Annotated in this window: 24 protein-coding genes; 18 read left to right on the forward strand and 6 right to left on the reverse strand. The window is 33.7% G+C overall.

The window, feature by feature from the left end; translation table 11 throughout:
- Positions 1-12: 12 nt before the first annotated feature.
- Complete coding sequence (locus ITJ86_RS04465) at positions 13-504, reverse strand: hypothetical protein (protein WP_195870408.1); 492 nt, start codon at positions 502-504, stop codon at positions 13-15.
- Between the two features lie 364 nt (positions 505-868).
- Between ITJ86_RS04465 and ITJ86_RS04470 the strand changes: the two genes are divergently transcribed.
- Positions 869-1,723 carry an EcsC family protein gene (locus tag ITJ86_RS04470; RefSeq protein WP_195870409.1) on the forward strand — a complete coding sequence of 285 codons (855 nt, stop codon included), beginning with the start codon at positions 869-871 and terminating at the stop codon, positions 1,721-1,723.
- A gap of 114 nt (positions 1,724-1,837) precedes the next feature.
- On the opposite strand, the gene ITJ86_RS04475 is transcribed toward ITJ86_RS04470, so the two are convergent.
- From ITJ86_RS04475 to ITJ86_RS04485, 3 genes are all read right to left on the reverse strand, one after another.
- Positions 1,838-2,311, reverse strand: coding sequence for a hypothetical protein (locus ITJ86_RS04475; protein ID WP_195870410.1), 474 nt, complete (start codon positions 2,309-2,311; stop codon positions 1,838-1,840).
- A 25-nt stretch (positions 2,312-2,336) separates the two neighbouring features.
- Positions 2,337-3,413, reverse strand: coding sequence for a hypothetical protein (locus ITJ86_RS04480; protein ID WP_195870411.1), 1,077 nt, complete (start codon positions 3,411-3,413; stop codon positions 2,337-2,339).
- Positions 3,414-3,523: 110 nt separating this feature from the next.
- Entirely contained in the window at positions 3,524-3,760 is a 237-nt protein-coding gene (locus tag ITJ86_RS04485; RefSeq protein ID WP_195870412.1) for a hypothetical protein, read from the reverse strand.
- A gap of 227 nt (positions 3,761-3,987) precedes the next feature.
- Between ITJ86_RS04485 and ITJ86_RS04490 the strand changes: the two genes are divergently transcribed.
- From ITJ86_RS04490 to ITJ86_RS04505, 4 genes are all read left to right on the forward strand, one after another.
- Positions 3,988-4,470 carry an RNA polymerase sigma factor gene (locus tag ITJ86_RS04490; RefSeq protein WP_317190617.1) on the forward strand — a complete coding sequence of 161 codons (483 nt, stop codon included), beginning with the start codon at positions 3,988-3,990 and terminating at the stop codon, positions 4,468-4,470.
- Positions 4,471-4,525: 55 nt separating this feature from the next.
- Positions 4,526-5,431 (forward strand): FecR family protein, encoded by a 906-nt coding sequence (locus tag ITJ86_RS04495; RefSeq protein WP_195870414.1) that lies wholly within the window; start codon positions 4,526-4,528, stop codon positions 5,429-5,431.
- Positions 5,418-7,919 (forward strand): TonB-dependent receptor, encoded by a 2,502-nt coding sequence (locus tag ITJ86_RS04500; protein ID WP_195870415.1) that lies wholly within the window; start codon positions 5,418-5,420, stop codon positions 7,917-7,919. The genes ITJ86_RS04495 and ITJ86_RS04500 overlap by 14 nt, the downstream gene beginning before the upstream one ends.
- A 232-nt stretch (positions 7,920-8,151) precedes the next feature.
- Complete coding sequence (locus tag ITJ86_RS04505; protein WP_230080218.1) at positions 8,152-8,361, forward strand: hypothetical protein; 210 nt, start codon at positions 8,152-8,154, stop codon at positions 8,359-8,361.
- Here ITJ86_RS04505 and ITJ86_RS04510 read toward each other — a convergent pair.
- Entirely contained in the window at positions 8,358-8,948 is a 591-nt protein-coding gene (locus ITJ86_RS04510; RefSeq protein WP_195870416.1) for a riboflavin synthase, read from the reverse strand. The two genes, ITJ86_RS04505 and ITJ86_RS04510, sit on opposite strands and share 4 nt — an antisense overlap.
- A gap of 51 nt (positions 8,949-8,999) precedes the next feature.
- On the opposite strand from ITJ86_RS04510, the gene pdxA reads away from it, so the two are divergent.
- The 10 genes from pdxA to ITJ86_RS04560 all read left to right on the forward strand — a co-directional run bounded on the left by pdxA (position 9,000) and on the right by ITJ86_RS04560 (position 19,128).
- On the forward strand, positions 9,000-10,040 hold the full coding sequence (gene pdxA / locus ITJ86_RS04515) for a 4-hydroxythreonine-4-phosphate dehydrogenase PdxA (protein WP_195870417.1): 1,041 nt from the start codon (positions 9,000-9,002) through the stop codon (positions 10,038-10,040).
- A gap of 79 nt (positions 10,041-10,119) precedes the next feature.
- A complete protein-coding gene (locus tag ITJ86_RS04520) occupies positions 10,120-10,659 on the forward strand; it encodes a YceD family protein (protein ID WP_195870418.1) in 540 nt (179 codons plus the stop codon).
- Positions 10,660-10,667: 8 nt separating this feature from the next.
- Positions 10,668-10,871 carry a 50S ribosomal protein L32 gene (gene rpmF, locus ITJ86_RS04525; protein WP_115815437.1) on the forward strand — a complete coding sequence of 68 codons (204 nt, stop codon included), beginning with the start codon at positions 10,668-10,670 and terminating at the stop codon, positions 10,869-10,871.
- 179 nt (positions 10,872-11,050) lie between these two features.
- A complete protein-coding gene (locus tag ITJ86_RS04530) occupies positions 11,051-12,046 on the forward strand; it encodes a beta-ketoacyl-ACP synthase III (protein WP_195870419.1) in 996 nt (331 codons plus the stop codon).
- A 34-nt stretch (positions 12,047-12,080) separates the two neighbouring features.
- Complete coding sequence (gene accB, locus ITJ86_RS04535; RefSeq protein WP_195870420.1) at positions 12,081-12,566, forward strand: acetyl-CoA carboxylase biotin carboxyl carrier protein; 486 nt, start codon at positions 12,081-12,083, stop codon at positions 12,564-12,566.
- Between the two features lie 76 nt (positions 12,567-12,642).
- Entirely contained in the window at positions 12,643-13,995 is a 1,353-nt protein-coding gene (gene accC / locus ITJ86_RS04540; RefSeq protein ID WP_195870421.1) for an acetyl-CoA carboxylase biotin carboxylase subunit, read from the forward strand.
- 128 nt (positions 13,996-14,123) lie between these two features.
- Positions 14,124-16,829: a zinc-dependent metalloprotease gene (locus ITJ86_RS04545; protein ID WP_195870422.1), complete on the forward strand. Its 2,706-nt coding sequence runs from the start codon at positions 14,124-14,126 to the stop codon at positions 16,827-16,829.
- Between the two features lie 50 nt (positions 16,830-16,879).
- Complete coding sequence (locus tag ITJ86_RS04550; protein WP_195870423.1) at positions 16,880-17,995, forward strand: NAD(P)/FAD-dependent oxidoreductase; 1,116 nt, start codon at positions 16,880-16,882, stop codon at positions 17,993-17,995.
- A 3-nt stretch (positions 17,996-17,998) separates the two neighbouring features.
- Positions 17,999-18,682 (forward strand): monofunctional biosynthetic peptidoglycan transglycosylase, encoded by a 684-nt coding sequence (mtgA, locus tag ITJ86_RS04555; RefSeq protein ID WP_195870424.1) that lies wholly within the window; start codon positions 17,999-18,001, stop codon positions 18,680-18,682.
- Positions 18,679-19,128, forward strand: a complete 450-nt coding sequence (locus ITJ86_RS04560) for a GreA/GreB family elongation factor (RefSeq protein ID WP_195870425.1) — start codon at positions 18,679-18,681, stop codon at positions 19,126-19,128. Before mtgA ends, ITJ86_RS04560 begins: the two co-directional genes overlap by 4 nt.
- Positions 19,129-19,208: 80 nt before the next feature.
- Here ITJ86_RS04560 and ITJ86_RS04565 read toward each other — a convergent pair whose 3' ends face one another.
- Positions 19,209-19,817 (reverse strand): superoxide dismutase, encoded by a 609-nt coding sequence (locus ITJ86_RS04565; RefSeq protein ID WP_195870426.1) that lies wholly within the window; start codon positions 19,815-19,817, stop codon positions 19,209-19,211.
- Positions 19,818-19,932: 115 nt separating this feature from the next.
- On the opposite strand from ITJ86_RS04565, the gene ITJ86_RS04570 reads away from it, so the two are divergent.
- From ITJ86_RS04570 to ITJ86_RS04580, 3 genes are all read left to right on the forward strand, one after another.
- Positions 19,933-23,064, forward strand: a complete 3,132-nt coding sequence (locus tag ITJ86_RS04570; protein WP_195870427.1) for a UvrD-helicase domain-containing protein — start codon at positions 19,933-19,935, stop codon at positions 23,062-23,064.
- Positions 23,065-23,334: 270 nt separating this feature from the next.
- Complete coding sequence (kbl, locus tag ITJ86_RS04575) at positions 23,335-24,528, forward strand: glycine C-acetyltransferase (protein WP_195870428.1); 1,194 nt, start codon at positions 23,335-23,337, stop codon at positions 24,526-24,528.
- Between the two features lie 133 nt (positions 24,529-24,661).
- Positions 24,662-26,059, forward strand: a complete 1,398-nt coding sequence (locus ITJ86_RS04580) for an OmpA family protein (RefSeq protein ID WP_195870429.1) — start codon at positions 24,662-24,664, stop codon at positions 26,057-26,059.
- Positions 26,060-26,115: the final 56 nt, after the last annotated feature.

Consider the following 26,115-nt stretch of genomic DNA (forward strand, 5'->3'; position numbering starts at 1 on the left):
GCTTCAATCTACTCATTCAAGCTTCTTAAAAATATAAGCCAACGCTTCATAACCAGATTTTGTATTATCCTTATTGCGCCAATCGGCATTAGGAATTTCTTCTAACTTTAAAGTAGTGGCATTAATTTGAATAATTCGGTATTCCGTGATAAGTGGAAATGGACTATCTTGATAAGGGTGACTATCTTCCAATTTAATCTTTAAGGTATTTTGCTCCACGTGGTATCTTCCAATTAGATATTCGTTTATAGTACAGGCTTCATCATACCAACGTAAATTCATTTTATGATCTGACGAAAAGCGCAATTGATCACTTTGACTACTACAAACATTGATATAGTCATAAAGACGTTGGTTAGAACCATTAATTATTGTTCCAGTTTGTTCAAAAGCCCAGCTTCCCCAAAGACTTTTAGGGAGTGGCTGCTGAAACGAGGCACAACTCATCAGTAAAGTACAAACAAGTAATAATAAAATGGCATTCTTTATTTTGAAGCTTTTCATGTGTTTAGATTTATTGTTTTTTTAATTGTCATTCCTATAGCTATCAGAACTGTTCGCTATTAATTAGCCCTTAAAAGGATAAATTGACTGAAATATCACTACATAAACAAGAACTATTTTATAATCAGTAGATGTCAATGTTTTGTTAGGGTTTTTTAATGGGTGAATGGTATTTTATTTGAGTGAAGGTCTGATTGTGAAAAAATTAAATTCAAATTCAGTTTTTTAAACATAGAACTTGTTTTGAAACACAGGGTTTAAACCATTAAGTTTTTCGCACTAAACATTTGGGATTCATCTTAAGTGTTTCTAAATTTTGTAACAATTATTAAATTTTCACGACACATCTTAATAAATAACACTATTGAATATCACAACAAACACCATAACATCAGACGATAAAGAAGCCTTAAAGCAAGCTAAATATAGCATGCATAATTTAGGTTGGGCTATTCGTAATGTCAATAAAATTGGAAGTACGGTAGAAACAGGTGTGAGTTATGTCCCAGAAAAAGTGTTAGTTAAAGTACAGAAGATTACAGAATCTGTATTATTAAAAATTATAAAGGCTAATTTATTAACGATTAAAAAGAATCAGTCGTTTAAGAAGCCTTCAAAAAACACCTATAAAAGCATTGTGACTGGCACCGGAGCGTTAAGTGGTTTTTTTGGAGCCTCAACAGGTTTGGGAACGGCTATTTTTGCGTCTGAAGTCACAATTACAACTAAATTCATTATGCGAACCATAATGGATATTGCACGCAGTGAAGGTGAGGATATCTATTCTTTGGAAGGCCAAATGGCATGCTTGCAAGTTTTTGCGCTTGGTGGAGATTCAGTAGATGATGATGGTATGGAAATGAGTTACTACACTACAAGGATGGCTCTAAATTCAGCATTAAATAATGTATCATCAGCTGGTATAAAGATGGGATTAGAAAGCCTAGTTAAAGGAGCAAGTGTTTTAGGTTCTAATGCGGTTAGTAATTTCTTATCTAAAATTGCAGCTAGATTAAGTCTTTTAATTAGTGAAAAATTTCTAGCACAAGCCGTAACTGTTGCAGGAGCGATTGGAGGAGGTGGCTTAAACTATGTATTTGTAGATCATTTTCAGAATATGGCAACGGCACATTTTACAATTAGACGACTAGAACGAAAGTATGGCGAAGCAGCGGTTAAATTGGCTTATGAGGCTATAAAAACAAACATTAAAAGGTAGTGATCTATGGTGTGACAACTAATTTCATACAAAAAAACCAACCATAAATGTCTTCATGGTTGGTTCAGCTATTAATCAAGTAAGATAGGTGATTTACTTAGGGATAACTCAAATTTAAAAGTCACAATTTTCGTTTTCAAACTCTAAATCATCATCACCAATTTCAAAGTCCACTTCAAACGCATCATCATCATCGTCGTCATCGTCATTATCGATGTCATCTAATCTCCAAGTGTCGTTTATGTCATCAAATCCTGGAATATCGAAAGTGACATAAATGCTATTGCCTGATTCCTCAACAGACCACGTGCCAGTCTCTGTATTGTTTCCCCAAGTAACTGTAACTCCATTGTCTATAGAGAAATTAAACCGGTAACCGATATAGTTGTTATCTAAGTTGTTGTTATTGCGTTCTAAGTCGTCAATATACCAATCTGAACACGCTGACAAAACAGTTTCTAAACGTTCTATTGAACAATTACCGCAATCATCATCAAAATCAAAGTCATCGTCGTCACTAGAACAAGTAGCAGACATCAGTGAGAAACCTAACATTAGCAATAAGCCGAAATACATTCCTTTTTTCATAATATTTATATTTTAAGTTTATTTTTTAATTACAATTATCGTTTTGAAATTCTAGCTCGTCATCGTCTCCAATTGCAAAATCAATTTCTACGTCATCATTATCATTATCGATTTCATCGAGATGCCAAGTTGTATTGATATCATCAAATCCTGGAATATCAAATGTTACTGTGATGTCGTTGCCTGTTCCGTTAATAATCCAAGTACCGCTTGCGCTGTTACCACTCCAAGCCACTGTTACGGTTTCATCTGCGAAGAAGTTAAAAAGGTAGCCATTATAGTTGTTTTCCAAATCATTATCATTGCGTTCTAGCTCGTCAATGTGCCAATCAGAACATGCCGTTAATACAGACTGTAATTGGCTTGGTGTACAATTATTACAATCGTCATCACCATAATCGAAATCATCATCTTCATCGCAATCATCATCAAACTCATCAATAGCATCATCTAGCTCATTAAAATTGTTAATTACAATTTCGGTACCATCAGCAATGACAATACTTATAGGGAATTCAAAACCTATTAAATCATCTTCATCTATATCGTCTATAAATTCGTAAAGGTCATAATCGTTAGTAAAGGTTAGTGTCTCAATGACTTCATTATTGGTGTTAAAAACTGAAGCTGAAATAGGATATACAAAATCTAAACATTCTATATCATCATCAAACTCATTTTCATCATTACAATCGTCTGCATAATCTTCTAGTTGGTCTAAACTATTGACTTGCGTTTCTGTATAGTCTGCAAAAATGATGGTGATAGGAAATTCAATATCTATAGTATCATCATCGTCATCGAATTCATCTAAAATGTCTTCAAGATCGTCATAATCATCAATATTGGTAATGGTTAATTCTACTCCATTAATCGTTACTGAGATAGGAAGTTGAATCGTAAAACAGTTGGCATTATAAACGATATTGTCTATAGAGCCATCGTTCATAGTGACTTGTTGAATTTGGCTTGCTAAAACCGAATTGGCTTGTAAGGTAGATTCTGTTGGTGGATCAATACTTAAATCGTCTTCAGTTCTACAAGACGTCATGGTTAGGAACAATCCAACTAAGGCAAAAAGTAAAGGTTTAATTGTTTTCATTTTGATTTTTATTATTATGGTTAAGTTTTTAATTTAAAAGGCTTTTTAATTACTGCCTTTATACTTAGAACAACTCAGTAATTAAATGTCCCAAGAAATTCTTATTTTTTTTATTTATGCAATTGTAACTCGAGTTGTTTTAGGCTTTTTATTGTGGTTTTTAGTTTCATAAGACGAGACTGAATAAGTTGATATTTATAGGAGTTAAGTTTATGGTTTGCGTTTGTTTCAATTTGTTTTTCTAATTCTAAAACCTTGTGATTATAATCTCGTAACTCCCTTTTTTTGATGATTGCTATAGTAGCAAGTAAACGGCTAGTTTTTTTACTTTCAATAGATGGATTCATATCTTTTTGAGGTTTTAAATTTGGGTTATAGTTTTAAAACAACTAAATAATAGAATCTCCCAAATTATATTATGGTAATTGTCATTTCTAACCTAAAATTTGAACTTGATGATTTAGTAACATTTACTTTTTTATGGTTTTTAAAAAAAAAGTATACTTTTGAAGATTCAATTTCAAACCTCACTTTTTAATTGCCTAAGTCGCTTCATAAAGATGTCTGTAATAAATTGCGCTTTTCTAAACTCTATGAAAAGTATGCACAGAGTATGAGTAACATTTTGTATTACAAATATGGCGACTTATTAAATCCATCAGATAAAGTACAAGATGCTTTTATTAAATTATGGGAAAATTGTGCAAAAGTAGCACCTGAAGCCGCAAAATCTTACTTATATACAGTTGCTAATAATATGATGTTAAATGAAGTGAAGCACCAAAAGGTAGTTTTTAAACATCAGGAAGTAAAACCACAAGATTATACCAACGAGACGCCAGAATTCATGATGCGTAAAAAGGAATTTTTAAAACGCTATGAAACCGCCTTGTCTACATTAAAGGAAGAAGAACGTGCGGCTTTTCTTTTATGTAAGGTTGATGGAAAAACTCACAAAGAAATTGCAGAGCTATTAAATGTGACCAAAAAAGTTGCTGAACATAGAATTTATGCCGCTTTAAATAAATTGAAAGACCAATTAGAAGAGCTTAATTGAAAATATTTTCGGGACAATTGAAAGTTAAGTTGTTTTATAAGTATAGCATCAAGTTATGGACAAAGAATATGTACTAAAAAAATGGTTGGAAAACGACTTGTCTGAAGCAGAGGCGGAAGCCTTTAAGGCTTTAGATGATGCCAAGCTGTATGAAGAAATAGCAGAAGAGGCACATCGCTTTAGTGGCAATCACCAAGCAAAAGTGCCAACGTTTGAAACCATAAATAATAAATTAAAGGAAAAGAATGTGGCATCTTATAACTGGATGCGTATTGCGACGCGTATCTCAGCTGTTATTGTTATTGCATTAACCGTGTTTTTATATTGGAATAGAGATGTTACTACTACAGTTTCAACCGAAATAGCACAAAAGGAAACCATTACACTTCCAGATCATTCTAGAGTAGAGCTTAATGAATTATCGCAATTGGATTATAGTGTTTCTAACTGGAACGAAGAAAGAACCCTAAGTTTAAAAGGGGAAGCATTCTTTGATGTCGAAAAAGGAAAACGCTTTGATGTGACCACTAAACTCGGAAAAGTAAGTGTTTTGGGGACTGAATTTAATGTCCTCTCTAAAGGTGATCTTTTTAAAGTCACTTGTTACGAAGGTTTGGTGCAAGTGCGTTATAATGATGAGGTCATTGAACTTCCAGCAGGTTCAGAATTTAGTTTAGATTCAGGAAATGCTCAAAAGTCTAACATTGTTATAGCGGAACCTCATTGGTTGAAAGACATGAGTGTATTTAAAAACACGCCAATAAAAGCGGTTCTTACAGAACTTGAACTTCAGTACAGTATCACCATTTCAGATTCTATTAGTACAAAGAACTTAAGATTTACAGGTGCGTTTGAGCATAATAACCTTAACAATGCTTTAAAATCCATAACACAGCCATTAGATTTGACCTATGAGATTATAAATAATAAAGAGGTCACCATACAGAATGCCAAAAATTAATTATATAATTTTTTTTATAAGTTTCCTATGTGGCTTTTCTAGTATTGGCGCACAAACTCATAACGAAAAAGTGTTAATGCTGCAGGCGCTAAATGAAATTTCTAAAGCGCATAATATTACGTTTAATTACAAAAGTGACCTTCTTAAAGGTGTTTATGTAGTTCCTGTTACCGAGAATCTCAGTGTTAATGCTAAAATTAAAAATTTAGAGCAACAAACGGATTTTGTATTTACAAGAATTAGCGATGTCGTAATTACCATATCTAAGCCCTTAAGCATTTGTGGTTATATACAAGATCCATTAGAAAACCCGCTTTATGGTGCAACAATCCATACAAAAGGTGACTATGCAGTTACCAATGAGGATGGTTATTTTGAAATTGAAGTTCCATCTTCTGATGCTGTTTTAACGATTCGGTTTATCGGTTTTAAAACCATAGAACGCCAAGCCAGGTATTTTAACTTAAATAGTTGCGAACCTATACTATTACTTGAAGAAATAGAAGTCTTTAGTTCTGTATTACTCAACGCTTATATTATTAAAGGTATCGATAAACGCCAAAATGGAAGCATCGCCATAGATTATAGTAAGTTCACACTGTTACCAGGACTTATTGAGTCTGATGTGCTCCACACGGTTCAAGCATTGCCAAGTGTACAAAGTGTTGACGAAACAGTTTCTAATATTAATATACGAGGCGGTTCTAACGATCAAAATCTATTACTTTGGGATGGGATTAAAATGTATCAATCTAGTCATTTTTTCGGACTGATTTCAAGTTTTAATCCGCAAATGACGCAAACCGCAACGGTCATTAATAATGGAACAGATGCGTCCTTCACAGACGGTGTGTCTGGAACTATTGATATGCATTCAAATACAACGATTGAAACTAATTTTAAAGGCTCTTTCGGTCTCAATCTTTTAAATGCTGATGTGTTTTTAAATGTTCCAGTGGGAAAAAAGTCTTCAGTTCAACTTGCAGGACGGAAATCTATTGATGAGTTAGTGCGCACACCAACCTACGACACCTATTTTGAACGCGTAACACAGCACACAGAAGTACAAGAAAACGAATCTAATGTCAATAACTCCAACCAATCTTTTGATTTTTATGACACCTCCATACGATGGCTTTACAACCCGACTGATAAGGATTTTATTCGCTTAAACGTTCTACTAGTTCATAACGATTTAACTTTTGATGAGTCTGCACTTTATAATGGAATACAAGAATCGCGAGAAAGCAGTATTTCCCAAAACAGTTTATCTGCTGGTTTCAATTACCGACGCCAGTGGAATGATAAATGGAGTACAGTTCTTAATGTATATAACACAGATTATAAGTTACAAGCCGTAAATGCGAATATTATGGCAGAGCAACGGTTTTTACAAGAAAATATAGTGTCTGAAACTTCAGCAAAACTAGAAGGCTTCTATACCCAAAACCAATGGCAGTTTAATTTAGGTTATAATTTTACTGAATCTAAGGTCACTAACTTAAATGATATTGATGTGCCACGATTTGTAAGACGAGATGAAGAAATTGTAAGAGAACAGGCTGTATTTGCACAAACTCAGTTTCAAAATGAAAATAAAGATGTCAATGTAAACATAGGAGCAAGAATTAATTATATCGAGAAGTTTGATGAACTAATTTTAGAACCGCGATTAAGTATTAGAAAAGCCTTAGGAAACCATTTTGAATTGGAAGCTTTGGGGGAATTTAAACATCAAAACACCTCGCAAATAGTCAACTTTCAAAATGATTTTTTAGGAGTTGAAAAGCGACGATGGCAACTTTCAGATAACGACAGTATTCCTATTCTTAAAAGTAAACAAGGGTCTATTGGGTTGCTTTATAGAAATAAAGGATGGTTGTTGGATGCCAAAGCATACTATAAAACCGTAGATGGTATTACAACGCAAAGTCAAAGTTTTACCACTAAGTATGAATTTGAAAAAGAAAAAGGCAGCTATGATGTTTTCGGTGCTGAAATATTAGTCCGAAAGAACTTTAACAATCTAAACACTTGGTTAAGTTATGCCTATATCAAAAACGATTATACCTTTCATACGCTCGAAGAAGTAGAATTTCCCAGTAATTTTGATATTACTCATGCCTTTACGTTAGGAACCACCTATAGTGATGACTCATGGAAAATATCTGCCGGACTTAATTACCGATTGGGTAAACCAACCTCCATACCAATACAGGGAAATGAAGTTGTAGAAAATACTATTAATTTCGATAGTGCAAATAACGAAAGATTACAAGATTATTTAAGAATAGACGCTTCTGCACTGTATAAATTTAAAATCAGTAAAGGGTTACGATCAGAAGTAGGTATTTCGGCATGGAACATTTCCGATGTTGAAAACCCAATAAATAATTATTATAGAATCGATGCAGAAAATCATGCGGTAAAATTCACCAGATATTCATTAGGTATTACAACTAATGCTGTTTTACGAGTTTATTTTTAGAAACCGTTGGTAGTTAAACGCTTATTTTGTGATTTGAGCGCGTTCATTATGGTGGTTATTTAATTTTAATATTATATTTGCATACATATTTAATTAGAAATGTAGGTAACTTCCCTAATTTAACCTTGTTTTGTACATTTTGTCGATGATATTTACCGTTTGAAGATGTTTTTTAGTGAATTTAATTTTGTTAACTCGTTTTTTTTTATACTTTTACACCATAATCAATAGAATGCACAAGAAGAATATGTTTGCCTCAATCTTAGTTTTTTTCGTTGGCTTTGCATCTATGGCTCAGAGTACTACTGGAGCACCACCACCACCACCACCAGGACCACCACCACCAGGTCTTCCGATTGATAATGGACTAATTGCTTTATTTATACTTGCGTTAGGCTATGGTGTTTATAAATCGTATAAATTGTCTCAAAAAAAAGCTTAATGTCTTAGTTCATTAAGACGTTTTACATACTTTCCGATAACATCAAATTCTAAGTTTATAGTATCTCCAACTTTTATAGTTTTAAAAGTAGTGTGATTATAGGTATATGGTATAATAGCGACTGAAAAACGATTGAATTTAGAATTTACAACCGTTAAACTCACTCCATTTACGGTAATGGACCCTTTTTCAATAGTAATGTTGTTAAGACTTTTGTCATATTCAAAAGTAAATATCCAACTACCGTCTTCTTCTTGAATGTTAACGCAGTTTGCAACCTGGTCTACATGACCTTGCACAATATGGCCATCTAAGCGATCACCAAGTTTCATAGCACGTTCAATATTTACGAGTTGGTTTTCTTTAAGCAGTCCTAAATTAGTTTTGTCTAGAGTTTCTTGTATGGCTGTAACCGTATATGAATCTCCCTTTATTCTAACCACAGTTAAACACACACCATTATGAGCAACACTTTGATCTATTTTTAGTTCATTAGTTATAGAGGTATGCACTGTTATGTGAAGGTTTCCTCCGTCTCTATTTAATTTTTTAATGGTGCCGAGATCTTCTATAATGCCTGTGAACATAATTTGTACTTTATTTAGTTAAATTTGCAGTTACAAAGTTAAAGACAAAAAATGAAAAAAGACGAAAAGATAATTGTAGGGATTTCTATAGGAGACTTAAATGGTATTGGTGCAGAAATAGTCATTAAATCTTATGAAGACCCAAGATCTTTAGAGTTAAATACTCCTGTAATTTTTGCTTCGGCTAAAACAATGCAATTCTTTAAGAATCACTTTAACAGTAAAATTAATTTTTTTAGCATTGATTCACCCGATAAAGTGGTTCATGGAAAAGTTAATGTAGTTAATGTATGGGATGAAGCTGTTAAAATTGATTTTGGTTCAGAAGATAAAAAAATAGGTGAATATGCTATTAAATCTCTCGAGGCGGCTACCAAAGCTTTAAAAGAAGGAGCCATTGATGTTTTGGTAACAGCACCAATTAACAAACATAATATTCAGTCTGAGAAGTTTAACTTCCCAGGTCATACAGATTATTTAGCCAAAGCTTTAAATGGAAAAAGTTTAATGTTTATGGTCTCAGATGATTTGCGTGTAGGGCTTTTAACAGACCATGTGCCGCTTAAGGATGCGAGTAATACCATTACAAAAGACCTTATTAAAGAGAAGATAGCAACGGTTACTAAATCTTTAAAACATGACTTTGGAATTAGAAAACCAAAAATTGCTGTTTTAGCCATTAATCCACATGCAGGTGATAATGGAGTTATAGGCAATGAAGATGATACAGTTTTAAAACCCACCTTAGAAAAAATAAAATCTGAAGGCACTTTAGTTTACGGACCATATTCTGCAGATAGCTTTTTTGGTTCGAGTACATATAAAAACTTTGACGCTATAATTGCTTCTTATCACGACCAAGGCTTAATTCCCTTTAAAACTATTGCCTTTGGAAAAGGTGTCAATTATACAGCAGGTTTAGACAAAGTGAGAACGTCTCCAGATCATGGAACAGCCTATGAAATAGCAGGAAAAGGTATTGCAGATGAAAGCTCAATGAAACAAGCCATTGTTACAGCAATCGAAATTTTTAGGCATAGAGAAGAGCATAATTACTATAGTAAAAACCCTTTAAAAAAAGCATCTCGTTAGTTATAAACAAAATTTGTTGATATCTACGCATTAAATTAGGAAAAAGTTATATATTTGCACGCTCAAAATGAATGTGATAATGAAGGCATTAAAATCTTATACTATCCCTTTTGTAGGTTTAAAGGTAGGAGATCATCATTTTGATTATCAAATAGATAATACGTTCTTTGAGCATTTTGAATACGATGAATTCAATGCAGTTGATGTTAAAATCGACCTGAAATTAGAGAAAAAAACAACCCTTTTAGAGTTGCTATTTTCTGCAGAAGGGTGTGTAAATGTAAACTGTGATATATCAAACGAACCTTATAACCAGGACATTAAAGACGAGTTTAAACTCGTAGTTAAATTTGGAAATGAGTTTAATGATGATAATGAAGATATATTAATTATACCACATGGCGAATACGAAATTAATGTGGCACAATATATATATGAACTTATTATTTTAGCAGTTCCTATTAAAAGAGTTCATCCTGGTATTGAAGATGGCACGTTGCAATCGGATATACTTTCAAAATTAGAAGAATTAAGTCCACAACAGGACGATAAAGAAAAATCATCTGAGGATATTGATCCTCGTTGGAATAATTTAAAAAAACTATTAACGGATAAATAACATTTAAAATGGCACATCCAAAGCGTAAAATATCGAAAACAAGAAGAGATAAAAGAAGAACACATTACAAAGCTTCTGTACCTCAAATAGCAACTTGCCCAACAACTGGTGAGCCACACTTATACCATAGAGCTCATTGGCACGAAGGTAAATTATATTATAGAGGTCAAGTGCTTATTGACAACTCTGTTGAAGAAGAAAACGCAGCATAAGTATTATGCATGCATACAAGAAAACGCTCCTATGTGAGCGTTTTTTTTGTTATTATTTTTTGAATAGAGCAAAAACCACTTACTTTGCGTTACTATTTGCCAAAAAACGCGGAAAATTGAATAAAACACACTGTTTTTCTATCTATTTTTCATACTTTTAATTAATCTAAAAGCTAATAATGAGTAAAATCACAGCGGCAATTACAGCTGTCGGAGGCTATGTTCCTGAATATGTTTTAACGAACAAAATCCTCGAAACAATGGTTGAAACCAATGACGAGTGGATCACCTCAAGAACAGGTATAAAAGAACGTCGAATTCTTAAAGAGGAAGGAAAAGGTACCTCGTTTTTAGCCATTAAAGCGGCAGAGGATTTAATCCAAAAAAAGGGATTAGACCCTAAAGAAATTGACCTAGTTATTGTTTGTACGGCATCACCAGATATGAAAGCCGCATCAACCGCAGCGTATACAGCAACAGAAATTGGAGCCGTGAATGCATTTTCATACGATTTGGAAGCAGCATGTTCTAGTTTTCTTTTCGGAATGTCTACGGCAACAGCTTATATAGAAGCCGGTCGCTATAAAAAAATTCTTTTAATAGGAGCCGATAAAAATTCATCATTTATAAACTATAAAGACAGAGCAACGTGTATTATCTTTGGAGATGGTGCAGGTGCTGTACTTTTTGAACCTAATGAAGAAGGTTTAGGTTTGCAAGATGAATTACTTCGAAGTAATGGTGAAGGAAGAGAGTTTTTACAAGCCACTTACGGAGGGTCGTCTTATCCTATAACCAAAGATACTTTTAACGAAGGAAAACATTATGTCTTTCAAGACGGAAAAACAGTATTCAAAAATGCTGTTTTTAATATGGCAGATGTATCAGAAAGGATTATGAAAAGAAATAATCTTACAAACGATGATATTGCATGGTTAGCAGCGCACCAAGCCAATAAACGTATTATTGATGCTACAGCTAATAGAATTGAATTAGAAGAAGATAAAGTAATGATAAATATTCAGAGGTATGGAAATACGACTTCCGCTACCTTACCATTACTATTGTTTGATTACGAATCACAACTTAAAAAAGGTGATAAAATTATATTTGCTGCCTTTGGTGGCGGATTTACTTGGGGCTCAATTTATCTTAAGTGGGCTTACAATTCCTAATTAAAAACTAACTAATCAAAAAATATCTAAAATTATGGATATCAAAGAAATTCAGAACTTAATTAAATTTGTTGCCAAATCTGGAGCAAGCGAAGTTAAGTTAGAAATGGATGATATTAAAATCACCATTAGAACCGGTTCAGAAAGCGAGACTACAATTGTACAACAAGTACCAATGCAAGCGGCTCCTGTAATGCAACAACCAGCGCCAGTAGCACAAGCTGCAGCACCAGCGCCAGAAGCTGCAGCTACACCAACACCTGCCGCAGAAGATTCAAAATATATCACCATAAAGTCACCAATAATTGGTACATTTTATCGCAAGCCTGCTCCAGACAAACCAGTTTTTGTAGAAGTAGGTACAGATATTAAAGAAGGTGATGTGCTTTGTGTTATCGAAGCGATGAAGTTATTTAACGAAATTGAGTCAGAGGTTTCTGGTAAAATTGTAAAAGTACTAGTTGACGATGCGTCTCCAGTAGAGTTCGATCAGCCATTATTCTTGGTAGATCCATCATAACCCAATTTAAAATTCCAAAGTATAATTTCTGAATACATAGAAATTTGGAATTTGAAATTTTAAATACCTAAAAGTTATGTTTAAAAAAATACTAATTGCCAATAGAGGTGAAATAGCGCTTAGAGTTATTAGAACCTGTAAAGAAATGGGCATACGAACGGTAGCTGTATACTCTACAGTAGATGCAGAAAGTCTACATGTAAAGTTTGCAGATGAAGCTGTTTGTATAGGACCTCCTCCAAGTAGCGAATCGTACTTAAAAATATCAAATATTATTGCTGCTGCAGAAATTACAAATGCAGATGCCATTCATCCTGGCTACGGTTTCTTATCAGAAAATGCAAAATTTTCAAAAATATGTGAAGAGCATGGCATTAAGTTTATAGGTGCGTCTGAAGATATGATTAATAGAATGGGAGATAAGGCAAATGCTAAAGCGACCATGAAAGCAGCAGGAGTACCTTGTGTACCAGGAAGTGAAGGTGTCATTGAAACGTTTGAAGACTGTAAAAAATTAGCTAAAGAAACAGGTTATCCTGTAATGCTTAAAGCTTCTGCAGGTGGAGGTGGAAAAGGGATGCGTGCCGTTTGGAAAGCAGAAGACCTTCAAAATGCATGGGAATCTGCACGTTCAGAATCTAAAGCGGCTTTTGGAAATGATGATATGTATATGGAAAAGCTTATTGAAGAGCCACGCCATATTGAAATACAAATCGTTGGTGACTCTCGTGGAAAAGCTTGTCATTTATCAGAACGCGACTGCTCTATACAGAGACGTCATCAAAAGTTAACAGAAGAAGTGCCTTCTCCGTTTATGACTGATAAACTGAGAACTAAAATGGGTAAAGCTGCAGTAAAAGCTGCAGAGTTTATTAAGTATGAAGGAGCTGGAACGGTTGAGTTTTTAGTGGATAAGCACAGAAACTTCTACTTTATGGAAATGAATACACGTATTCAAGTAGAGCACCCAATCACAGAACAAGTTATTGATTTCGATTTAATTCGTGAGCAAATACTAGTCGCTGCAGGAGTACCAATTTCTGGTAAAAACTATACACCAAATTTACATTCTATAGAGTGTAGAATTAATGCAGAAGATCCGTTCAATGATTTTAGACCGTCACCAGGTAGAATTACAACACTTCATGCTCCAGGTGGACACGGAGTGCGTTTAGATACGCATGTTTATGCTGGTTATATTATTCCTCCAAACTACGACTCTATGATTGCTAAGTTAATTACTACTGCGCAAACCAGAGAAGAAGCGATTAATAAAATGAAACGTGCCCTAGACGAATTCGTCATTGAAGGTATTAAAACAACAATTCCTTTTCATAGACAATTAATGGATCATCCAGACTATTTAGCCGGTAATTATACCACTAAATTTATGGAAGATTTTAAATTAGAAAAAGAGATCGAAGAATAGAAAAAAAACCCAAATGTAAGTTTGGGTTTTTTTTATTTAATGACGTTTCTCCAAGTATTCTACTCCACATGATTTATTATTAATAAAATAATTAGCTTAACTTTAAGGATTATAAAAAAAGAAGAATTATGTATCAAAATTACGTAGTAAAAAGTATTGCCATAATAATGGTATGCTTTTCTATTTCAGCGACTTCACAATCCTCAAGTGAGTTGTGGACAAGTATTAGCGAATCAAAGGCAAAACAGTCCGAACAAGTTTTAAGAAAAGTAAACCTTAAATCCGAAAAATTCTTTCAACTAAACCTTGAACGATTAAAAGTTAAAGTTCAAAGTGTTGGGAATAGAGAAAACCCAGGTCATACTATTATTTCTTTTCCAAATTCAGAAGGAAAACTAAATGATTTTAAGGTGTTTGAAGTGGCAATGATGGAGTCAGAGCTAGAAGCTCAGTTTCCAAATATGAAAACATATGCAGGCCAAGGAATCGATAACCCTAATGAAATAATTAGGTTCAGTATTACACCAAAAGGATTTCATGGCATGACTTTAGGATCATCTTATGGTACTCAATTTATTGATCCGTTTTCTAAGGAAGGTAACATCTATGCGGTTTATTCTAAAAGAAATTTAGTTGATCGAGATTTTGACTTTGAATGTGGTGTAATAGATGATCCCTTATTAGAAACCACTAATTTTGAAGCACCTCTGGCAAGAAATGCAAATGATGGCACCTTAAGAGATTACCGTCTTGCAGTAGCTTGTACAGGAGAATATGCTCAATTTCATGGAGGAACTGTTGCTGATGCAATGGCTGCAATAGTTGTAACGATAAATAGAGTTAATAGTGTTTACGAGCGCGATTTATCAATTACCTTAACTTTAGTGGCAAATAACGCGAGTATCATATATACAGATGAAGATGATGATCCTTTTGATAATAATAATGAATCTATACTGATAAGTCAAAGTCAGAGTATTATCAATTCAGTTATTGGATCTAGTAACTATGATGTTGGTCATACCTTTAGTACAGGAGCAGGTGGATTAGCGTCTCCAGGTGTAACTTGTAATACTAATTTTAAAGCACGAGGAGTTACGGGAGTGGCACAACCAATCGGTGATGCTTTTGATATAGATTTTGTTGCACATGAATTGGGGCATCAATTCGGTGCACCACATACTTTTAATGGAATAGTGGGCAATTGTGGACAAGGAAATAGATCTGCTTCAAATGCTTATGAGCCTGGAAGTGGTTCTACAATTATGGCTTATGCAGGTATCTGTGGTTCTGATAATATTCAAGTTGGTAGTGATGCTTATTTTCATCAGAATAGTATAAATAGAATTTGGAATCATGTGACAAGTACAGGTGCGTGTCCTGTAAGCAGAACAACTACTGGAAATACAGAACCAGATGCAAATGCAGGAGCTAATTATACCATACCTCAAGGAACACCTTATAAATTAAATGGAGATGGATCTACAGACGTTGATGGATTGGAAACATTAACTTATACTTGGGAACAATATGATTTAGGCTCAGCAGGATCTCCAAGTGAAACTAATTTTTCAGGACCGTTAGTACGATCTTTTGAAGGTACCGAAAACCCAGTTAGATATGTACCAAGACTTTCAGATGTTTTATTTAATGGAGGCACATCAACAGCATGGGAAAAGTTAGCAAGTGTTGATAGAGCTATTAATTTTGTATTAACCGTAAGAGATAATGATGCTCGAGGAGGTCAGACAGATTCGGACCAAATGTTTATTACTAATGTCTCAGCAGCTGGCCCATTTACAGTAACATCACAAAATACAAATGAAATAGTTTGGACACCAGGTGAAACAGAAACCATAACTTGGAATGTGGCTGGTACAACAGGTAACGGAGTTAATACCGCAAATGTTAACATATTACTTTCAACAGACGAAGGCTTAACTTACGATACTGTTTTGGCTTCTAATGTACCAAATGATGGCTCGCATTCAATTACTGTACCTAATGTAAGCGCACCTAAATGTAGAATTATGGTAGAAGGTGCTGGAAATATATTTTATAACCTAAATACGTCCTTTTTTGCAATTGGTAATTATGCTTATGAAACTGTAGAGGTATGTGAAAGTTATGTATATAATTTTGGAGGTGCACCAGTTCCAGAAAATGCTTCGTCTTACAGTGCTTTTTCGTTAGAAATGCCTGCTTCTTTTATAATGACAGATGCAAATATTTCCGTAGATATAACACATCCTAACAGTGGTGATTTATTTTATGGCTTTAGACATCCAGCTTATGCTGGTTCATTTCTTATAAGATTAGCATCTCAAGAGTGCTCAGGTAGTGCTAATCCAAATTTAGTTTTTGACGATGAAGGTGGTGCTATTAATTGTTCAACTCTAAGTAATGGAAATACTGTGGCGCCAGAAGATGCATTATCCGTTGTAAATGGTACAAACTCCGAAGGAAATTGGGTGTTTTATATTTTTGACAGCACAGTAAATAATACGAATAGCGCCATTAATTCTGTGACCATAGAAGTATGTAAAAACTCTTTTGAAGCGGTTTTATCAGTTGAAGAAAACGAATTAGATCAATTAAGCATTTATCCTAACCCAAATACAGGTGAGTTTAATATTCAGTTTAACCCAAGATCTGGTGAAGATGTTTCAGTTGTGGTTCATGATATTAGAGGACGATCTATCTATTCAAAAAACTATAATAATATCAGTAGATTCGAAGAAACCGTTCAGCTTAATAATGCACAATCTGGTGTGTATTTGCTAACCATTACAGATGGAGAGCAAAAAGTAACGAAGAAAATTATAGTAGATTAAACACGTAATTTATCACTTTAAAAGCTCCTAATTTAGGAGCTTTTTTTACTATGAATTTATCATATTGGGAAATAAAAAACTGGTTATCTAACATTGATTTTACTATTGTTGGTAGCGGAATTGTAGGTCTTAATTGCGCACTTCAATTGCATCGGCGATTTCCTAAGTCAAAGATTGTAATTCTTGAAAAAGGGATTCTTCCGCAAGGAGCTAGTACAAAAAATGCAGGTTTTGCATGCTTTGGAAGTTTAAGTGAAATAATGGATGACTTAAAACACCATTCCGAACCTGAAGTTTTAGACTTAGTTAAACAACGCCTAGCTGGCCTTAAATTACTTCGCGAAACATTAGGTGATGACGCTATAGATTATCAAAATTTAGGTGGTTATGAATTATTTTTAGATTCTGATGAGCACTTGTATCAGTTATGTATTGAAAAGCAAAAAGAGATCAATACATTACTCCATCCAATATTTAATTCAGATGTGTTTTCGTTTAAACCGAATAATTTTGGTTTCAAAAACATAAAATCAACATACGGTTTTAATCCTTTTGAAAGTCAAATTGATACCGGAAAAATGATGGATGCGCTGTTACACAAAGTACAGTCCTTAGGCATAAAAATATTGAACAATTGTGCTGTAGCATCATTTTCAGAAGATTCAGATGCTGTGAAATTAAAAACTAACCATTTTTCATTATCAACCAAGAAACTTTTTATAGCTACCAACGGATTTGCAAAACAATTAAATATTCCAAAAGTTAAACCAGCAAGAGCACAAGTTTTAATTACAAAACCCATTACGGATTTACACATTAAAGGCACATTTCACTTAGATGAAGGCTATTACTATTTCAGAAATATTGATAATCGAATTTTGTTAGGTGGTGGTCGTAACCTCGATTTTAAAACCGAAGAAACCACGGAGTTTGGACAAACAGAAATTATACAACAAAAGTTAGAAGACCTTTTGAAAACAACCATTTTACCCAATACCAATTTTGAAATAGAACATAGTTGGTCTGGAATTATGGGAGTTGGTCAACAAAAACAACCCATAGTAAAACAACTAAGTAATAATGTGTTTTGTGGTGTACGTTTAGGTGGAATGGGTGTTGCAATTGGCAGCACTATTGGAAAACAATTAGCAGATTTAATAGAGTAACTGATGAAACGAATACTTCGACTTTTTATTAAACTCTTTCTATGGTTTATTGTGCTTTCTGTCGGTTTGGTGGTTGTGTTTAAGTATGTGCCAGTTCCGTTTACCCCATTAATGGTTATGCGCTATGTTGAAAATACTGATGAAACCAAAACATGGAAACACAATTGGGTGCCTATAAACGACATTTCAAAAAACATACAGCTCGCTGTTATTTGTAGTGAAGATCAAAAGTTTTTAACGCATAATGGTTTTGATATTGAAGCTATAGAAAAAGCTTATGAATATAATAAACAAGGAAAACGTATTAGAGGTGGAAGTACTATAAGTCAGCAAACAGCTAAAAATGTATTTCTATGGCCAGATCGAAGTTGGTTGCGAAAAGGTTTAGAGGCTTATTTCACGTTTTTAATTGAAACCATTTGGAGTAAAGAACGTATTTTAGAAGTGTATTTAAATAGTATTGAAATGGGAAATGGTATTTATGGAGTTGAAGCCGCATCACAATATTGGTTTAAAACATCGAGTGCTAATTTATCGACTTATCAAGCTGCTGCTATCGTTTCAATTTTACCTAATCCACGGCAATATCGTGCAAATCCTGCCTCTGCTTATATTCAAAAGCGAAAAGAATGGATTGTAAGACAGATGAAATTCTATGGACCGTTTGATTTAAAACCCCAAAAATGACAGTAAAAGAAGAACTATATAAGGCTTGCTTAACTTTTATTGATAACCGATTAACTACGGTTAATAATACAATTTTAGACCTTCAAAATTCATTACAGTCAGAAACCAAAAGTAGTGCAGGAGATAAGCACGAAACAGGCAGAGCCATGTTGCAATTAGAGCGCGAAAAAGCAGGTCATCAATTATCTGAAATTGAAAAGCAACAACAAATTATTCGGAAAGTAAATTTTGAGTCAAAACATAGTAAAGTCGCCTTAGGAAGTGTTGTAAAAACAACGCAATCTAATTACTTTATAAGTATAAGCGCTGGTGAAATTACCATTGACAATATTACTTATTTTGCCATTTCGGCCGCAACACCGATTGCGCAATTATTACTATCTAAAACGGTAGGCGACGAGATTGTGTTTAGGAACAATACTTTTAAGATTGTTGCGGTTATATAAAAATACCAAAACCATCTATAAAACAAAAAATCTAAGCCTCTTACAAGACTTAGATTCTTTTATATATATAAAGCTTTTAATTACTTACCTTCAGCGTAACGTCTTTCAACTTCATTCCAGTTAATAACATTAAAAAATGCTTCAATGTAATCTGGTCTTCTGTTTTGGTAATTTAAATAATACGCGTGCTCCCAAACATCTAATCCTAAAATTGGAGTACCTTCACAGCCAACACCAGGCATTAATGGGTTGTCTTGGTTTGGAGTTGAGCATACTTCAACTTTTCCTCCTTCATGTACACACAACCAAGCCCAACCAGAGCCAAATTGCGTTGCAGCAGCTTTAGAGAATTCATCTTTAAATGCTTCAAAAGAACCATACTTAGATTCAATAGCATCTTTTAAATCTCCAGATAAACGTCCTTTTCCTTCAGGATTCATAACCTCCCAGAACAATGAGTGATTGTAAAAACCTCCACCATTATTTCTAACAGCTTTATTATCCATATCTAGGTTAATAAGAATATTATCTATAGTTTTTCCTTCTAAATCTGTACCTTCAATAGCAGCATTTAGTTTATTTGTGTAGCCTTGGTGATGTTTAGTATGGTGAATCTCCATTGTGCGAGCATCAATATTTGGTTCTAAAGCATCGTAAGCATATTTTAATTTCGGTAATTCGAAAGCCATAATTGTATTGTTTTTAATTGGTTAAAATTTTGTTTGAACTCAAATTTACAATATTGTCTCTGATTTTCTCTTAATAAACTATTAAGATTCCCTATTTTGGTATAAAAATTATCTCTTGCAAAATTCAGCTTTCAAAATATACAATGCTTCTGCTGGTAGTGGAAAAACCTTCACGCTGGCAAAAGCGTATCTCAAAATACTGGTTCAGTCTCAACGCTACGATCAGTTTAAATCCATTTTAGCCATTACGTTTACCAACAAGGCAGTTGGCGAAATGAAGGAACGTATTATAGACATGTTAAAATCGTTTTCTTCGGAAAAAAGCTTAACAGAACCGCATCCTATGTTTGTGGCGATTTGTGACGAATTAGACATTAAACCCGAAATGCTTCACAACAAATCAAAACACATCTTAAAATATATTATCCACAACTATGGAGCCTTTGATATTTCTACTATAGATGGTTTTACACACAGAGTAATTAGAACTTTTGCTCACGATTTAAAATTACCTGTAAATTTCGAAGTAGAACTAGATCAAGAACGGCTTTTGAATGAAGCAGTAGATAGTTTGATTGCAAAAGCAGGAGCTGATAAATCCTTAACTAAAGTGCTTGTGGATTTTGCGATAGAAAAAGCAGACGACGATAAGAGTTGGGATATTAGTTTTGATTTTAATAAGATTTCTAAATTGCTGGTGAATGAAAATGATCTTTTTGCCATAAATAGTTTAAAGACTAAAACACTTGACGATTTTAAAAACCTAAAACAACAATTAGCTCAGGAGGTTCTTCAACTTGAAGAGCAGATTGTAACCATTGGAAATAAAGCTTTGACTTTATTAGAAGAAACGGGTTTACAATTCAATGATTTTAGCAGAGGGTCACTTCCTAAGCATTTTGAGAAATTAAAAAACAAACAATTTTCTGTAAGTTTTGATACGGCTTGGCAAAATGATTTGGTTTTCGGAAACACATTATTTCCTAAACGTGTAACGGACGTTGTTGCTTCAACTATAGAAAGTATTCAATCACAGTTAGCAGAGGATTTTCTTAAAAGCAAAGGATTAATTTTTGACTTAAAACTTAAAAAAGGATTTTATAGAAACATCACACCACTTTCGGTATTAAATGCTATTAAAATCGAATTAGAGATTTTAAAAGCAGACCAGAATAAAATGTTGATTTCAGAATTTAATACCATTATTGGTAAAGAAATTAAGAATCAACCAACACCTTTTATATATGAACGCTTAGGCGAAAAATTCAAACATTATTTTATAGATGAGTTTCAAGACACGTCTAAAATGCAATGGGAAAATTTAGTGCCATTATTAGAAAATGCACTTTCAACAACAGATGGTTCTGCTATGTTGGTTGGTGATGCTAAGCAGGCAATTTATAGATGGAGAGGAGGAGAAGCGGAGCAGTTTATAAAACTTTATAATGAGATTGATAATCCCTTTCAGCTAGAAGCTGAGGTTTTGCCATTAGATACCAACTATAGAAGTGCCAAAGCGGTTATTGAGTTTAACAATTTGTTTTTTAATTATTTAAGTGAAACGGCTTTCAGTGAATCTGCTTATGCCGATCTTTATAAAAAAGCGACTCAAAATACGCATAATACATCCGAAGGTTACGTCAATCTTAATTTTTTAGATGTTCAGAAAGATGATGATATCCATGAGATGTATGCCACTCAAGTACTTGAAACAATACAAGAATGTCAAGCCAATGGTTTTCCATTAGATGATATTTGTGTTTTAGTCAGAAAACGAAAAGAAGGTGTTGCCATCGCTAATTACCTCAATGAAAAAGGTATTAAAATCACCTCTTCCGAAACCTTACTTTTAAAGAATTCTGATAAGGTTAATTTTATCAATTCGTTCTTAAAACTATTGGTTCAGCCATCAAATGATAGTTTAAAAGTTGAGGTGCTTTCTTATATTGCAGAGCAGCATCAGGTTGAAGATAAACATCAGTTTTTTATCACTTATCTCAAGAAAAATCTTGATGACATGTTTTCCGAATTAAATCAACTGGATATCTATATTGATAAAAACCAATGTCTTCAATTACCGCTCTACGAGTTGGTAGAACATATTGTTAGACAATTCAATCTTAATCAAACTTCCGATGCTTATCTTCAGTTCTTTTTAGATGTCGTTTTAGAATTCACGCAAAAACAAAATGCAGATGTTGCTGCTTTTGTTACTTATTTTGAAAAGAAAGCTGATAAATTAAGTGTCGTTACGCCAGAAAATATGGAAGCGGTTCAGATTATGACCATTCATAAATCTAAAGGCTTAGAGTTTCCGATAGTGATTTTCCCGTATGCCGATCTCGATATATATAAAGAAATTGAACCTAAGGTGTGGTTTCCTGTTGAGGCCGAAAACAACCACGGGTTTGGGACCTTATTATTAAATTATAATAAAGATGTTGAACATTTTGGCCAAGCAGGAAGCTTAATTTATAATACACATCAATCGCAATTAGAATTAGACAATATTAATTTGTTGTACGTGGTTTTAACAAGAGCCGTAGAACAATTACATATTATTTCGAAAAAAGATATTAATACTAAAGGAGAAGCCAACAGGAAATCTTATGCAGGCTTGTTTATTAATTTCTTGATGAACGACAACAAGTGGAACGACAATCAGCTTAGTTACAGCTACGGAACACTGAAAACTAATGAAAACGTTTCAGAAAAAGACAACACTTCTAGTCCTATACAATTGATTTCGGTACCAAAGGAAGCACATAGTTTAAGTATTGTCACTAAATCTGGATTACTTTGGGATACTGAACAAGAAGCAGCAATAGAACGTGGTAATTTGGTGCATTTAATTCTTTCAAAAATTGAAACGATTGAAGATGTCGATTTTGCCTTTAATGAACTGTTACTGTCAGGAGACGTTACAACAGACCACAGTGAGGTTTTAAAATCGTTGGTTTTAGAGGTTTTAAATCATCCTAAATTAGCAACATATTTTCACGAGGGTTTCAAAATTTATAATGAGCGAGATATTATTACAAGTTCTGGTCAGATTATGCGTCCAGACCGCTTAAATATAAATTCTAAAAATGAAGCCATACTTATAGATTATAAAACTGGAGATGCCAAAGAATCTCACGCTTCACAACTTAATAATTACGAAGCTGTTTTAAACGAAATGAACTTAAATGTAATCCACAAATTACTAGTTTATATAAATGACGCTGTTGAAGTCTTAGAAGTCTAATTATTCCTATTATCTTTGTTTTAATTATTAGAGTCTGATTAAAAAATAAGAATTAAACTTTTATATAAACAGAAGGTTTTTACTCATTTTTTAATAGTGAGGCCTTGCTTTTTTGTTAATTGTTGTGAGAGAAATTAAATATAGTTTTTTTTTAAAAACACTAATATTTATCAGTTAGTTAGAGTTAAGTCTAACGTCTTATTTCTAACAGCGAAGCGGTTTAAACTCTATTATCAGACAACACTATTTTAATTTATAAAAAAACAAATCATGTACGGAGACATAAAACAACATTTACAACAAGAAATAGAATCTATAAAAGACGCAGGCCTTTTTAAAGAAGAGCGTATTATAACATCGCCTCAAGGAGCTGAAATTACACTTAATACTGGTAAAAAAGTTTTAAATTTCTGCGCTAATAATTATTTAGGTTTGTCGGCACATCCAGATGTTATTCAAGCTGCCAAAGACACCATGGATACGCATGGTTTTGGTATGTCTTCAGTACGCTTCATTTGTGGAACTCAAGATATCCATAAAGAACTAGAGCAAAAAATCGCAGATTTCTACGGTACAGAAGATACTATATTATATGCAGCCGCTTTTGATGCTAATGGAGGAGTTTTTGAACCTTTGTTAACTAAGGAAGATGCTATTATTTCAGATTCTTTAAATCACGCTTCAATTATTGATGGTGTTAGATTATGTAAAGCAGCAAGATACCGTTACCAAAATAACGACATGGCAGATTTAGAAACACAATTAATTGAAGCCAATGCTAATGGTGCACGTTTCAAAATTATTGTAACGGATGGTGTGTTTTCTATGGACGGTTTGGTAGCTCCTTTAGATAAGATTTGTGATTTAGCAGATAAATATGACGCTATGGTTATGATTGATGAGTGCCATGCGACTGGATTTATTGGTGAAACTGGTATTGGAACCTTAGAAGAAAAAGGTGTTTTAGGAAGAATAGATATTATCACCGGAACCTTAGGAAAAGCTATGGGAGGAGCCATGGGAGGTTATACTACAGCTAAAAAGGAAATTGTTGAGTTGTTACGTCAACGCTCAAGACCATATTTGTTTTCAAATTCTTTAGCACCTGCAATTGTTGGGGCATCAATTAAAGTATTTGATATGCTTAAAAACGATACATCACTTAGAGATAAAGTAGATTGGAATACAAAATACTTCAAAAAAGGGATGAAAGAAGCAGGTTTTGATATTGTAGATGGAGATTCAGCCATTGTACCAGTAATGTTATATGATGCCAAATTATCTCAGAATATGGCCAATATGTTATTAGAAGAAGGGATTTATGTTATAGGTTTCTTTTATCCTGTAGTACCTAAAGAAAAAGCCAGAATAAGAGTACAACTTTCGGCAGCTCACAACCAAGAACAGCTTGATAAAGCAATATCAGCCTTCACAAAAGTGGGAAGAGAATTAAATGTTATCTGAAATGATTCAAATTTTAACACAAACGCTGTATTATAGAGCAATATCCCAATAATTTTATATATTTGTCTTTGTTAATATAATTTAACATCCTATTTTTGCCACAATTAACACTTAAAATTAAATTAATTAGAATATGAAAAATCTTAGCAGATTATTTTTTGTCGCAGTGCTTATCGCAAGTTTTAGCACCTCTAATGCTCAAGATAAGAACAATCCATGGGCCATAACTTTTGGAACCAACGCAGTTGACTTTTACCCTGTAGGAGAAGACACACCTCAAGGAGAATATTTTGACGAATACTTCAATGCAACTGATCATTGGAATATCCTTCCATCAATTTCAACACTTTCTGTGTCTAAATACCTTAGTGATGGTTTTACATTTACTGCCAATGGTTCTATAAACAGAATTGATAAATTTGGTTCTAATTTTGATCCTATTACAGGTGAAGAATCAACTAATAAAGTTGATGATTTAACTTACTATGCTTTAGATGGTAGAGTATCATATAGCTTTATGGATGTAATTAACTCTAATACTGTTGAGCCTTATTTAGGTGTTGGTGGTGGTTACACTTGGGTTGATGAAATCGGTGCTGGAACTGTAAATGGAACTTTAGGTTTTAAATTTTGGTTATCTGAAAAGCTAGGTTTAGATGTTCAATCTACTTATAAGCATTCTTTCGAAGATTACTTATCAAAACATTTCCAACATTCAGTTGGTCTTACGTTTAAGTTTGGTGGTACTGACACTGATGGTGATGGTATATACGATCAAGATGATGCTTGTCCTGAAGAAGCTGGTTTAGAGATCTTTAATGGTTGTCCAGATTCTGATAACGATGGTATCCAAGATTCTAAAGATGATTGTCCAAATACTGCTGGTTTAGCTGAATTTAACGGTTGTCCTGATTCTGACGGTGACGGTGTAATGGATAAAGATGATAACTGTCCTGAGGTTGCTGGTTTAAAAAGTTTAGCTGGTTGTCCAGATGCTGATGGTGACGGTGTTGCTGATGCTGATGATAACTGTCCTAACGAAGCAGGTCCTGCTGCAAACAGTGGATGTCCTTGGCCAGATACTGATGGTGACGGTGTATTAGACAAAGACGATAAGTGTCCTAACGAAGCTGGTACAGTGGCAAACAATGGTTGTCCTGAAGTTAAGCCAACTGAAGAAGTAATGGATACATTAAACGAATATTCTAGATCTATCTTGTTTAACTCTGGTAAGGCAACTTTCCAAAAACAAACTGACCAAGTATTACAGTCAATGGTGGCTATCTTTAAAGAATACCCACAAGCTAACTTCTCATTAGAAGGTCATACTGATAGTGATGGTTCTAAATCTATGAACCAAGCGTTATCTGAAAGAAGAGCAAATGCAGTTAGAGATTATTTAATCGCTAATGGTATTGATTCTGAAAGATTAACTGCTGCTGGTTTCGGTGAAGAGAATCCTATCGCTAGCAACAGTACAAGAGCTGGTAAGAAAGAAAACAGACGTGTAGAGGTGAAGTTGAAAAACTAATCACATCTAAAATATATATTAAAAACGCTCCGAATCTCGGAGCGTTTTTTATTTTT

The organism is Winogradskyella marina (assembly GCF_015645385.1).
GTDB classification, from domain to species: domain Bacteria; phylum Bacteroidota; class Bacteroidia; order Flavobacteriales; family Flavobacteriaceae; genus Winogradskyella; species Winogradskyella marina.

What these genes read in the sequence shown, in the direction of transcription:
- rpmF (WP_115815437.1), top strand. Translation starts at nt 10,668, where the DNA reads ATGGCACATCCAAAGCGTAAAATATCGAAAACAAGAAGAGATAAAAGA.
- ITJ86_RS04545 (WP_195870422.1), top strand. Translation starts at nt 14,124, where the DNA reads ATGTATCAAAATTACGTAGTAAAAAGTATTGCCATAATAATGGTATGC.
- ITJ86_RS04495 (WP_195870414.1), top strand. Translation starts at nt 4,526, where the DNA reads ATGGACAAAGAATATGTACTAAAAAAATGGTTGGAAAACGACTTGTCT.
- ITJ86_RS04560 (WP_195870425.1), top strand. Translation starts at nt 18,679, where the DNA reads ATGACAGTAAAAGAAGAACTATATAAGGCTTGCTTAACTTTTATTGAT.
- ITJ86_RS04485 (WP_195870412.1), bottom strand. Translation starts at nt 3,760, where the DNA reads ATGAATCCATCTATTGAAAGTAAAAAAACTAGCCGTTTACTTGCTACT.
- accB (WP_195870420.1), top strand. Translation starts at nt 12,081, where the DNA reads ATGGATATCAAAGAAATTCAGAACTTAATTAAATTTGTTGCCAAATCT.
- ITJ86_RS04465 (WP_195870408.1), bottom strand. Translation starts at nt 504, where the DNA reads ATGAAAAGCTTCAAAATAAAGAATGCCATTTTATTATTACTTGTTTGT.
- ITJ86_RS04505 (WP_230080218.1), top strand. Translation starts at nt 8,152, where the DNA reads ATGCACAAGAAGAATATGTTTGCCTCAATCTTAGTTTTTTTCGTTGGC.
- ITJ86_RS04550 (WP_195870423.1), top strand. Translation starts at nt 16,880, where the DNA reads ATGAATTTATCATATTGGGAAATAAAAAACTGGTTATCTAACATTGAT.
- ITJ86_RS04530 (WP_195870419.1), top strand. Translation starts at nt 11,051, where the DNA reads ATGAGTAAAATCACAGCGGCAATTACAGCTGTCGGAGGCTATGTTCCT.
- ITJ86_RS04510 (WP_195870416.1), bottom strand. Translation starts at nt 8,948, where the DNA reads ATGTTCACAGGCATTATAGAAGATCTCGGCACCATTAAAAAATTAAAT.
- ITJ86_RS04475 (WP_195870410.1), bottom strand. Translation starts at nt 2,311, where the DNA reads ATGAAAAAAGGAATGTATTTCGGCTTATTGCTAATGTTAGGTTTCTCA.
- pdxA (WP_195870417.1), top strand. Translation starts at nt 9,000, where the DNA reads ATGAAAAAAGACGAAAAGATAATTGTAGGGATTTCTATAGGAGACTTA.
- ITJ86_RS04565 (WP_195870426.1), bottom strand. Translation starts at nt 19,817, where the DNA reads ATGGCTTTCGAATTACCGAAATTAAAATATGCTTACGATGCTTTAGAA.
- kbl (WP_195870428.1), top strand. Translation starts at nt 23,335, where the DNA reads ATGTACGGAGACATAAAACAACATTTACAACAAGAAATAGAATCTATA.
- ITJ86_RS04580 (WP_195870429.1), top strand. Translation starts at nt 24,662, where the DNA reads ATGAAAAATCTTAGCAGATTATTTTTTGTCGCAGTGCTTATCGCAAGT.
- accC (WP_195870421.1), top strand. Translation starts at nt 12,643, where the DNA reads ATGTTTAAAAAAATACTAATTGCCAATAGAGGTGAAATAGCGCTTAGA.
- mtgA (WP_195870424.1), top strand. Translation starts at nt 17,999, where the DNA reads ATGAAACGAATACTTCGACTTTTTATTAAACTCTTTCTATGGTTTATT.
- ITJ86_RS04480 (WP_195870411.1), bottom strand. Translation starts at nt 3,413, where the DNA reads ATGAAAACAATTAAACCTTTACTTTTTGCCTTAGTTGGATTGTTCCTA.
- ITJ86_RS04500 (WP_195870415.1), top strand. Translation starts at nt 5,418, where the DNA reads ATGCCAAAAATTAATTATATAATTTTTTTTATAAGTTTCCTATGTGGC.
- ITJ86_RS04520 (WP_195870418.1), top strand. Translation starts at nt 10,120, where the DNA reads ATGAAGGCATTAAAATCTTATACTATCCCTTTTGTAGGTTTAAAGGTA.